The sequence below is a fragment of the Apibacter sp. B2912 genome (assembly GCF_009827835.1).
Lineage (GTDB): Bacteria > Bacteroidota > Bacteroidia > Flavobacteriales > Weeksellaceae > Apibacter.
In genome coordinates this window covers 1-11,507 of sequence record NZ_WINV01000008.1, presented here as the reverse complement: position 1 = coordinate 11,507, position 11,507 = coordinate 1, and the positions used below count along the sequence as shown (strand labels likewise).

Here is an 11,507-nt window from a genome sequence, read left to right as displayed (position 1 = left end):
GGCAAAAGGTAAATAGAAATCAAAAACCTCGCATTATGCGAGGTTTTTTGATTAAATTATTAATTTTTCAAATTAACAAAAGATAGCTATATTAGTGGAAAATAATTAGATAAATAAACATATATTTACTAATATGAAGCAAAGTATTTTGATGTGATATAAAGAGTTTGGTTAAGTGCAGATCCATTAAGCGGATATAATCCGAATAATGAAACCGAGCATTATATAGATGGTCAACATAATGGAGGAGTTTATAACTCGTTTAACCTTAATACGTATGGGTATTGTTATCAAAATCCGGTTCTATTAGTAGATCCTAATGGAAAGCAATCAGTAGGAGCCACAGTAGGAAAAGTTGTAGGAAGAAAATTTTTAGGAGAAAAAGTAGGAGGAATAGTAGGAGGGATAGTAGATATTCCAACCACAGTATTAGGAGCAGTATTGCATTCAACAAGCTTAAATGAAGGTGAATCAAAATGGTTAGAGGAAAAAACTAAACGAGATTTAGAACAGCATGGAATTAGATTATTGTCGGAAGGAGATACTAAATCCGGAAATGATAAAGTAGAATCAAAAAATAATGAGTCTCAAAAAAATTCAACAAGAGGAAGTAATAATAGAAAACCAGCAGATGATGCAGAAGGAGATCATACTGTAATAAGTGAAAGAGGAAATACTACATATAAACGCAATGATAATAATCCAAATAAAAATTCTAAAGGAGTAGGTTTTGAGAAACAGAAAAGTGTTGACTATAAAGGTAAGCCACATAGAGATTCTAATGGAAATCAAATACCTACCCCTCATGTTCATGAAGGAAAGGATATAAGACCTGCTGTTCCTGGAAAAGATATGCCAAAGAAATTAAACCCCTAAAAATTATGGAAAAAGATATGTTAGTATGGTTAGAAGAATGGTATGCATCTCAATGTGATGGATATTGGGAGCATAATTATGGAGTTAAAATTGAAACTTTTGACAATCCAGGATGGGGATTGAAGATAGAGTTGGAAGATACAGGGATTAATATTGATGATAAATCTTGGGTTAAGATAGAGATTTCAGAAACTGAATGGATAGGTTATAAAATTGAAAATGGAATTTTTGACGCTTTTGGCGGAGCACATAAGCTAAATTTATTAATTAAAATATTTAAGTTGTTAGTAGATAATGGAGATATAGATGAGATGAAAGTTAGAGAGTATTTACAGGATAGTAAGCCAGATATTTTTAATTAATAGTAATATTAAAATAACCCAAACCCAGCTCCAAGCGGGGTTTGGGTTTTTATTTACTCTTTATTTAATAAATGGAGTAGTTCTAGTTCATCCTCAAGAATGAGCGTGCGCTTAAGTTGGAAGGGATTGTAAGTTAACCCAAACCAAGTACGACAGCTGGAATAAACTAGAGCAGATCATCTATCCGGATCAAGAAAAAGTAGATTATATCTATAATACGGCAGGGTTGTTAACCGTAATAAAAGGAAGCAAAGCTTATAGCTATGACTATGTAAACAAAATAGGATATGATAAATTCGAACAAAGAAATTATCTAAAATATTGCAATGGCTCGGAAACCACTTATACGTATGATCCTGAAAGAAGAAGACTTAGCGATTTACAAGTTTGGGTATCACCGAAAACGCAAGATGGAGGAGTAAGAACTCAGATTATTAATAACAAATATACCTATGACGCTGTTAGTAATGTATTAAGCGTATCCAACCAAGCCTCACTACCTCAGGACAACCAAAAGACTATGGGAGGACAAATGCAACATGACTATGCCTATGATGGACTTTACCGCTTAGTACAAGCACAAGGAAGTTACACAGGAGCGGATAATAGTAAGAACTCAGATTATTAATAACAAATATACCTATGACGCTGTTAGTAATGTATTAAGCGTATCCAACCAAGCCTCACTACCTCAGGACAACCAAAAGACTATGGGAGGACAAATGCAACATGACTATGCCTATGATGGACTTTACCGCTTAGTACAAGCACAAGGAAGTTACACAGGAGCGGATAATAAAACGGCCGCATATAGCTTGCAAATGGGCTACGATAACTTACATAATATCGTAAGCAAAAACCAACAAGTAAGTCAACAAGGCATAATGATTGAAGGCGGATTAAAAGCAGGTTATGACTTATCGTATACCTACGATTCAACGAAAAAGAATCAAATAAGAACCGTTCAAGACATAAATTACAGAGAAGAAGAAAGTCAAGAAGAAGAAAAACGCCAAGAGCACAAGAATTATCACTATGATTTAAACGGAAATCTAACCTATGTAAATGTAGAATTAGAGAAGAAAGATTTAAGAAAAACCAGCCAAACGCAAGAAAGGAAATTACGCTGGGATGAAGAAAACCGATTAATGTCCATAGATGATAATGGGTATGTAAGTAACTATGTGTACGATGCTACAGGAGAACGAGTAATTAAAACAAGTGGCGAGAGCGAACAAGTGTATATCAATTCCATGTTCTCAGGCGGCAACACCGAAACACAAGGATTCACGGCCTATATTAACCCTTACTTAGTAGTAAGTCCTAATGGAAAATATACCAAACATTACTACGCAGGAAGTCAACGAATAGTAAGTAAGTTGGGAGATATAGAAAGCTTTGGCGCAGATCCGAGAAGAATAGAGTATGCAGGATCAAGCGTACCCGGAGTAACGATTAACTGGAAAGCAAAATACCAAAGAAGCATTGAAGACATAAAAGGGAACTATGCGTATTTTGAAGTACCGTATAACGGAAAAGACAATGACGATTACGTTAATGGCGAAGGCTTCTGTTGTTCTCAGAATACAGCCTTAAGAGCAGGGATAGGAATCGGCAATGTGAACTATGAGAAAATGCAGTATTATTATCACCCGGATCATTTGGGCAGCTCAAGTTATATCACTAACTTAGACGGCGAAATAGTACAGCATGTAGAATATGTACCGTTTGGAGAAGTGTTTATAGAGGAGAGAAATAACAGTTGGAATACCCCTTACTTGTTCAATGGAAAAGAGTTGGATGAAGAAACAGGACTGTATTATTACGGAGCAAGATACTATAATCCAAGAGAAAGTGTATGGTTAAGTGCAGATCCATTAAGTGGATATAATCCGAATAATGAAACCGAGCATTATATAGATGGTCAACATAATGGAGGAGTGTATAATTCGTTTAACCTTAATACGTATGGATATTGTTATCAAAGTCCAGTTATACTGATTGATCCAAATGGAAAACAAGTATGGACAAGAATTTTGGGAGGAGTAAAAGCTGTAGGAGGTGCTTTAGAAATGGTAGCAGGAGGTGCTTTACTAGTAACACCAGAGCCCACAATGGCAACTAAAGCAGCTGGAGTTGTAGTAGCAGTTCATGGAGCTGATGTAGCTAGTTCCGGATTAAAACAAGTTTGGACAGGAGAAGAAGAAAGTTCACTTACTAGTCAAGGCTTACAAGCCGCAGGAATGTCAAAGCAAAATGCAGAACTTGTAGATGCAAGTATTAGTATAGTAGGTTCAGCTGGTGCAGGTACTATTAGTAATGCTTCTAAAACGAGTGCAGTTTCAAAATCGTTATCTGGGACTAGTACGTCAGCTAATAGATTGAATCATATATTTGGAAAGGAAGAGCATGCTCTAGATGGAATTGTAAAGCAATATGGTTCTCAAGAAAAAGCTTATCATGCTGTGCAGAAAGCAGCTAATGAAGCATTAAAATCTGGTAAATTAACGCCAAATGCAAAAGGAGTTTTACCAACAGGAGATTCAGGAAATATAATACAGGTTGGAAAAACTAATGTAAGACTTATTGGGGGATTGGTAAAAGATGGTAAAGTAGTACTTTCATCCTTTAGTAGAAAAGGGCTTAAATAGTATTTAATTGATATGGAAAATTTGAATGAACTTGAAGTTTTAATTTTAAATAAACTATCATTGAGATATCCAGCTATTTCGTATCATATTCCTTTCTTGAGAGTATCTAGTAGGGAGTTTACAGGAGTAGGAATGTATGTTAATTTTTGTTATATTGAAACGAATCAGAATATACCAATTATTGAAATAGATAATGGTTCAATAAGTACAAATGAGCTTATAATGACTAAAGGATTAAAGAATGGATTGGGGTATGAAGTAGATATATTAGATGGTTTTATCAATTTTATAGAGTTTGTTTCTAATGGAGAGGAGTGGGATGGAAGTTTTAAAGAATACAGATTTGAACCTTTTTAAATAAAAGCTAATATGTAGTAAATAAAAACTTTTCTTTCACTTTTTTAGATTGCAACTAAAAAGTTATAAATATTAACTTAGATAAAAAAGCCTGATGTTGTATCAGGCTTTTTTTGTTTAAAGTTCTTTGTAATTAGGTCTAGCAGTTTCTATTCAGTTTCAGGATTGAGAGAACGCATAAGGTTAAGGATGTTAAAAATGTCCCACTTGAAGTGTTCCGAGATATTAGGATAAGAGATATCCATCATTAGGGCGGTTTGCGTTTGTTTACATAGTGATTTGAGAATAAAACCTAGTTCCTGATAAGATTCTAAAAAGGGGAGATTTTAAAGATAAGATAAAAAACTCTTTAAGGTTTAGGTTTTCATTTGAAGACTTGTTTTATGTTGTCATGATAAAAAAGTGTTAATTTAACGAAAAAATCAGGTCGCTGACAAGGAATTCTACTAGGTAGAAAATTACAAGTTTGGGTATCACCGAAAACGCAAGGTGGAGGTGTAAGAAATCAGATCATTAATAACAAATATACCTATGACGCTGTTAGTAATGTATTAAGCGTATCCAACCAAGCCCCGCTACCTCAAGACAACCAAAAGACTATGGGGGGACAAATGCAGCATGAATATACCTACGATGGACTTTACCGCTTAGTACAAGCACAAGGAAGTTACACAGGAGCGGATAACAAAACGGCCGCATACAGCTTGCAAATGGGTTACGATAACTTACATAATATCGTAAGCAAAAACCAACAAGTAAGTCAACAAGGCATAATGATTGAAGGCGGATTAAAAGCAGGCTATAACTTATCGTATACCTACGATTCAACGAAAAAGAATCAAATAAAAACCCTTCAAGACATCAATTACAGAGAAGAAGAAAGTCAAGAAGAAGAAAAACGCCAAGAGCACAAGAATTACCACTATGATTTAAACGGAAATCTAACCTATGTAAATGTAGATTTAGAGAAGAAAGATTTAAGAAAAACCAGCCAAACCCAAGAAAGGAAATTACGCTGGGATGAAGAAAACCGATTAATGTCAATAGATGATAATGGGTATGTAAGTAACTATGTATATGATGCTTCAGGAGAACGAGTAATTAAAACAAGCGGCGAGAGCGAACAAGTGTATATCAATTCCTTATTCTCAGGCGGCAATACCGAAACACAAGGATTCACGGCCTATATTAACCCTTACTTAGTAGTAAGTCCTAATGGAAAATATACCAAACATTACTATGCAGGAAGCCAACGAATAGTAAGTAAGTTGGGAGATATAGAAAGCTTTGGCGCAGATCCGAGAAGAATAGAGTATGCAGGATCAACCGTACCCGGAGTAACGATCAACTGGAAAGCGAAATACCAAAGAAGCATTGAAGACTTAAAAGAGAACTATGCGTACTTTGAAGTACCGTATAATGGAAAGGACAATGAAGATTACGTTAACGGGGAAGGCTTCTGTTGTTCTCAGAATACAGCCTTAAGAGCAGGGATAGGAATCGGAAATGTGAACTATGAGAAAATGCAGTATTATTATCACCCGGATCATTTGGGCAGCTCAAGTTATATCACTAACTTAGACGGCGAAATAGTACAACATGTAGAATATGTACCGTTTGGAGAAGTGTTTATAGAGGAGAGAAACAACAGTTGGAATACCCCTTACTTGTTCAATGGAAAAGAGTTGGATGAAGAGACAGGACTGTATTATTATGGCGCAAGATACTATAATCCAAGAGAGAGTGTATGGTTAAGTGTAGATCCTTTGGCAGAAAAGTATCCGAATGTATCGCCGTATGCGTACACATTCCAGAACCCGATTAAGTATATAGATCCTCGAGGCTTAGAAGGAGAAGGAATTGATCCTGAGGATCCGACTGACCTACCTGAAGTTGTAATTACGGGAAAACGAAGTAATTGGTTTAATAGAAATATTTGGAAGCCATTAAATGGTATCTTAAGAAATATAGGTAGTAGTGGCTCTAGGAATGATTATATTTCAAGTACTAAATCACAATCTCAAATAATGTCAATACCAAAAAATATATTTTTATCTGCTTCTATAAATAATACAACAACATTTGGAAATTCAAAAGTGATAAATATAGATAATAAAGTGAATTTTAATATATCTGATAACACTAAAGAAATTTCGCAAGATTATCAGTTAGATTTAAATATAATAAAAGGTAATATAGAAGTTACAAAAAAAAGTTTAGGAGCAGGAGTTGGCGTTTCTCTTTTAGGTCGTTTAGATTTTAATATTGGAATTAATCTAAATGCAGATATTAAGAATAGTGAAATTTATCTCAGTGGAAGTGAGAATATAAATAAGGACAATAATTCCAATGGTTTTAGTGTAGGAATTAAACCAGTTAGTATAATTATAGGAACTATAAATAATGGTTTAAGAAGAATATTACCTCCTACCTTACTGGAACCTTCACTTTGTACTCCAATTTTTGGGCCTATTAATCAAGAACTCGAAATTCATTAATTTAAAATTTCTAATATATAAAGGATGATTACCCAAAGGACTTATATTAACATATTTAAGATAATAATCTTTTTAATAATAGTTTATATATTATATTTTTTTATCTCTGTATGTTTATCTAAAAGTAAGCTAATATCTAAAGAAAATCATGGAGAATTTAAACTATCATCTCTTTTAACTATAAAAGAAAATAGGATAGAGTATGAATCTTTATTATATAAAGAAGATAAATTTTTTGGAGCTAGAGGGGTAATAGATAGTTTTTACTACTTTTCTATAATAAAAATTGGAAAGGTAGATAATAAAGATTTAAATGATATAATAAAATTTAGAACTACCGAAATTCCTAGAAGAAATAAATGGTTTAATTATGATATTATATCACCAGATCCTACTAGTATAAACGTGAATTTTAATCCATTTTTTAATATTTATGTTTTACCTTTGGCTAATAAAGTTGATTTCATTGAGATATATGTAAATGGAAAGGTTTTAACGCATTATTTCAATAATAATTATATAGAATATCAAGTTAATTCATCTAATATAGATTTAACTTTTAACAATTTAGATAAAAATGATTTTGGTTATATTGGATTCAAAGAGTTATCTAGTATAGTATTTATAAAAGATCAATTGAATTTATATATAATGAATATATCACCAATTGTTGACATTGGTGAAGGGACATATATGTTAAAGGTTCCATATAAAGGGTTAAAAGAAATATTACAAGAATAAATATATAATTATTTTAAGTTATTGTCAAAAAACCCACTATTAAGTGGGTTTTTATTTTTTCAATATTAATATTCTTACAAGTATAATCAGACTAATAATTTCAATAGTGTTGAAAGCGTCAAATTGGTATTGCCCTGAGAGTTCAGTATATTATTGTCAATAATAATAGAAGATTTAGCAATATTACTTAAGGGTTTGAGAATAAAGATAATATTGTATGATAAAAAAGATAAATAAATTTTAAAATTAAGTATTAAAAAGCTAATTTAGCTAACTAAGCTATTAAAAAAAAATGTATTATTATGGAGCAAGGTATTATAATCCTAGGGAGAGCGTGTGGTTGAGTGCGGATCCATTAGCCGAACATCCGAACCAAGTTGATAAATCCCCATATTCAGCATTTTGGAACAATCCTGTCAAATATACCGACCCGGACGGACGTTGCCCCGACTGTCCTGATGATGTTTATGTTCCATTAGCAGAACATGTTTACAATGCCAAAGTAGGCGATAAGACTTCAAATGGTTGGGAAGTTATGAAGGTTGATGATAATGATGAAACAGGTTTTCAGGGTGCATTATATAAAGGAACATATAATAATAAGACAGAGTATATTTATGCCACAGCAGGGACAGATTTTACATCATTGAGTGACTGGCAAAACAATATACAGCAAATAACAACCGGAAACGCTGAACAATATTCTCAATCCGTAAAAATTGCAGGTCAACTGTCAAAGGATTATCAGGGCATTTCATTTACAGGTCATTCATTGGGTGGTGGATTAGCAAGTGCAAATGCACTTGCAGTTGAAGGTAAGGCGGTAACTTTTAATGCCGCAGGATTGTCAAATGCAACGAAAAACAACTTGAGGCTAACTAATGACAAAGCCAATATTACTGCATATGTAGTTCAGGGGGAAGCGGTAAGTCATTATCAGGGTATGTTAGGGCTGAAAGCAGAGGGAAAAATAACCACCTTACCTGCAAGCTATGTTCCACGAATACCAGGTACAAGTGTTGATGATATAGCAAGGTTTATCCAAAGGGGATACAACCATACAATGGGGGTGGTAACAACCAAATTTAACGAATACAATAAAAAGAAATAGTTATGTGGACTTATTTAATATTCATTTTTTCATTGTGTATGTCTGTTGTTAGTTGTGGACAGGAAAACCGAAATGTAAAATTTTTCAAAGGAACAGAAGCGTATGAATTAGCCCGAGCTGTAGAAAAGAAAAATTTGGAAGCAATAGAAAAATTGGTTAAGGAAAATCCTAAATTATTAAGTATTACGAACGAAACGACAGGCTCTAACATATTGAAACTATCATTGACACTTGAAAACTTTGACACATTCAAAAAACTGTTAGAATTAGGTGCAGACCCAAACTTTATCAATTATTATTCTAGACGGAGCATATTGATAGAAGCGTGTAAATTTTATAATAAGCCAGAACCCTATACGATTGATTTACGCTATATCGAATTGTTATTAAAATACGGGGCAAATCCGAATTATTCTGTAGAAGAAGATTTTACAGATGAAAAAGGACATTATCAAAGAGCAACTTCTGCAATACACGAAGCAAGCCGATTAGATTTAGGAATGGTAAAACTTTTAATTAAATATGGAGCAGACCCGTATAAAAAATTAAAACAGCACCAAGATCCGCCTTTTTATGAAGCATTAACAGGTTTTAAAAATAGAATTGAAATATCAAATTATTTTATTGACAGTTTAAAAGTTAATATAAAAGAACCTCTTGCAATATTTGAAAATAAAGAAACTAAAAAGAAAAATGTTTTATATATCCAAGATGTTGTAGTCAATAAATTTCTTAAAGCAAAGCTCAATGGAAATACAGAAGAAATGGAAAAGTTAAAGGAAGAAAACCCCAATATAGAAAAGGCTAATCAGAAAGATTGGGAGTTTATCCAGAAACTTGAAAAAATGGGGGTGGATTTTAAGAATTACCATTACAAAAAATAATTCCAAACAAAAAACTCTCGAGTGTTAAGCTCGGGAGTTTGTTTTTTGATTACTGCTACATTTATCAGAAAGAAGTCTTTTACTTTTTTCTTGTTAAACGTTACTTCATTCATTCCGAAAATAATAGATTTATCTTTTTCATGCAGCTCCTAAATTTTAATCCTTGAGAATCTGTGTGTTTGAGCGAGGATCCGTTATATATTGTGCATAACACTATATTACAGGACAAGATGGATATTTATATTATGAGGGTATGTATACAGTAGATGAATCAAAAGGGCCTGTTGGAGATTATTCCATAATATTACTTAATAATAAAGTTGGTGAATTAGCAGTTAAAGATATAGTAGAAGAACTGAATTATACCGATGTATCTCGCGAGGATATAGGGAGAACTATAACCTTAGAGTATAGCTCTAGGAATCTAATTAGCTCTGAAGTCTTTGCTAGAGAAAAAAATAGTGACAATACGAAAACTTTATTATTATCTAAACAAGAAAAACCAAGTTTAGCTAATATCATTTCAGGAATATCAATTATTAAAAATAAATACGAAGAGACAAGAGCTTATGGGACCTCATTTGATAGTTCCACTAACTCTACAAGAAATGATGCCAAAACTGATATGATTAAATATGGTGCAGAAAAACTTGGAGAAGCTTTAAAGTTGGGGGTTAAATCGTTAATAAAGAAAAGATAAAATATAAAGTCTTATTAAAACACTATAGATATTAATATTCATATGATAAAACTTAAGGCAGTAACAATATTAAGTTTACTAATAATAATGATTTTACATTCTTGTATAGACTTAAGTAAAGATCGTAATTATACTAATTATTTATCTTATTTTGGAGATAGTTTAACTTCTCATTTTCCAAAAAAATATACAAGTATGATTACTGGTTATTCTTATTCTGTTGATACAGTTGGCCATTTTAATACAGAAGAATTTAATTTAACATTAATAAAAGAAAAAAAAGATATTAATGAAATTAAGCTAATGTATAATAATAATAAAGTTTATGATATTAATGATAAATGTATTATAGTTGTAAATGATTTTTTAGATAATAATAATTTGATATTACAACAATATAAAGAATATCAAAGTAAATTTTCAAAAAATTGTGACGATAATTATGTTGTAATACCTAATTTTTGGAGTAATGACTATGCCGATAATGCTACAAAAAGTAAATTAGATAAAAATTTTAAATATATTATCATAGATTCAAAAGTTGGTGAAAATGTGTACTCTTCAAAAATTAATTATTACAAATCTTATATGCCTTCAATTGTAAAACATGGATATTCCAAGGGAATAGCGTTTAATGAAAAAGAAGATATAATAATATATTGGTTAGTATTATGGTAAAATTTAAAATATAAAGTCATCAAAAACCCCGCATTTTGCGGGGTTTTCTCTTTTAATGGTCTTAATTCATTAAATCCAAAAGTTCTAACTCGTCTATAGAGATAAGCGAGCGAAGGGATAGAATATTGTAAATATTCCATTGGTTGTGCTCGGTGTAATTAGGAAAAGAAATTTCTGCTAATAAGGCACTTTGCGAAATTTTACAGTTAAGCCTATGGTATAATAGTTACTGCCTATATCAACCCCTTCTTAGTAGTAAGTTCTAATGGAAAATATACCAAACATTATTACATAGGATATCAAAGGATAGTAAGTAAATTGGGAGGCATTGAGAGTTTTGGAGCAGATCCGAGAAGAATAGAATATGCGGGAGCGTCCCTTCCACGAGTAACCATTAATTGGAAAGAAAAGTACAAAACAAGTTTAGAAATAATAAAACGTAATTATGCTCATTTTGAAGTACCGTATAACGGAAAAGACAATGATGATTACGTTAACGGGGAAGGCTTCTGTTATTCTCAGAATACAGCCTTAAGAGCAGGGATAGGAATCGGCAATGTGAACTATGAGAAAATGCAGTATTATTATCACCCGGATCATTTGGGCAGCTCAAGTTATATCACTAACTTAGACGGCGAAATAGTACAGC

The 11,507-nt window shown here is 32.4% G+C and carries 13 protein-coding genes and 1 pseudogene; 13 read left to right on the top strand and 1 reads right to left on the bottom strand.

Annotated features, from left to right (window positions below; translation table 11 throughout):
• Positions 1–290 precede the first annotated feature (290 nt).
• Entirely contained in the window at positions 291–425 is a 135-nt protein-coding gene (locus GFV01_RS10240) for a hypothetical protein (protein ID WP_255448979.1), read from the bottom strand.
• 16 nt (positions 426–441) lie between these two features.
• Here GFV01_RS10240 and GFV01_RS09860 point away from each other — a divergent pair, with 16 nt between their 5' ends.
• The 13 genes and pseudogenes from GFV01_RS09860 to GFV01_RS09805 all read left to right on the top strand — a co-directional run.
• Positions 442–876 (top strand): hypothetical protein, encoded by a 435-nt coding sequence (locus GFV01_RS09860; RefSeq protein WP_160567143.1) that lies wholly within the window; start codon positions 442–444, stop codon positions 874–876.
• Between the two features lie 17 nt (positions 877–893).
• Entirely contained in the window at positions 894–1,238 is a 345-nt protein-coding gene (locus GFV01_RS09855; RefSeq protein ID WP_221411021.1) for an immunity 53 family protein, read from the top strand.
• A 226-nt stretch (positions 1,239–1,464) separates the two neighbouring features.
• A complete protein-coding gene (locus GFV01_RS09850) occupies positions 1,465–1,866 on the top strand; it encodes a hypothetical protein (RefSeq protein ID WP_160567140.1) in 402 nt (133 codons plus the stop codon).
• A gap of 82 nt (positions 1,867–1,948) precedes the next feature.
• Positions 1,949–3,889 carry an RHS repeat domain-containing protein gene (locus GFV01_RS10235; protein WP_160567137.1) on the top strand — a complete coding sequence of 647 codons (1,941 nt, stop codon included), beginning with the start codon at positions 1,949–1,951 and terminating at the stop codon, positions 3,887–3,889.
• 12 nt (positions 3,890–3,901) lie between these two features.
• Positions 3,902–4,246, top strand: coding sequence for a hypothetical protein (locus GFV01_RS09840; RefSeq protein WP_160556398.1), 345 nt, complete (start codon positions 3,902–3,904; stop codon positions 4,244–4,246).
• 599 nt (positions 4,247–4,845) lie between these two features.
• Positions 4,846–6,744 carry an RHS repeat domain-containing protein gene (locus GFV01_RS10230; protein ID WP_160567134.1) on the top strand — a complete coding sequence of 633 codons (1,899 nt, stop codon included), beginning with the start codon at positions 4,846–4,848 and terminating at the stop codon, positions 6,742–6,744.
• A gap of 24 nt (positions 6,745–6,768) precedes the next feature.
• Complete coding sequence (locus GFV01_RS09830; protein WP_160567131.1) at positions 6,769–7,485, top strand: hypothetical protein; 717 nt, start codon at positions 6,769–6,771, stop codon at positions 7,483–7,485.
• 292 nt (positions 7,486–7,777) lie between these two features.
• Positions 7,778–7,912 (top strand): annotated as a pseudogene (locus GFV01_RS10225) (RHS repeat-associated core domain-containing protein); the annotation flags it as partial.
• A 219-nt stretch (positions 7,913–8,131) separates the two neighbouring features.
• A complete protein-coding gene (locus tag GFV01_RS10220) occupies positions 8,132–8,596 on the top strand; it encodes a hypothetical protein (protein WP_185150350.1) in 465 nt (154 codons plus the stop codon).
• A gap of 2 nt (positions 8,597–8,598) precedes the next feature.
• Positions 8,599–9,480, top strand: coding sequence for an ankyrin repeat domain-containing protein (locus tag GFV01_RS09820; protein ID WP_160567128.1), 882 nt, complete (start codon positions 8,599–8,601; stop codon positions 9,478–9,480).
• A 253-nt stretch (positions 9,481–9,733) separates the two neighbouring features.
• A complete protein-coding gene (locus tag GFV01_RS09815) occupies positions 9,734–10,180 on the top strand; it encodes a hypothetical protein (RefSeq protein ID WP_160567125.1) in 447 nt (148 codons plus the stop codon).
• 87 nt (positions 10,181–10,267) lie between these two features.
• Positions 10,268–10,858, top strand: a complete 591-nt coding sequence (locus tag GFV01_RS09810) for a hypothetical protein (RefSeq protein ID WP_160567123.1) — start codon at positions 10,268–10,270, stop codon at positions 10,856–10,858.
• Positions 10,859–11,176: 318 nt separating this feature from the next.
• Positions 11,177–11,507: hypothetical protein (locus GFV01_RS09805; RefSeq protein ID WP_221411125.1), on the top strand; the 331-nt coding region annotated here is incomplete at its 3' end.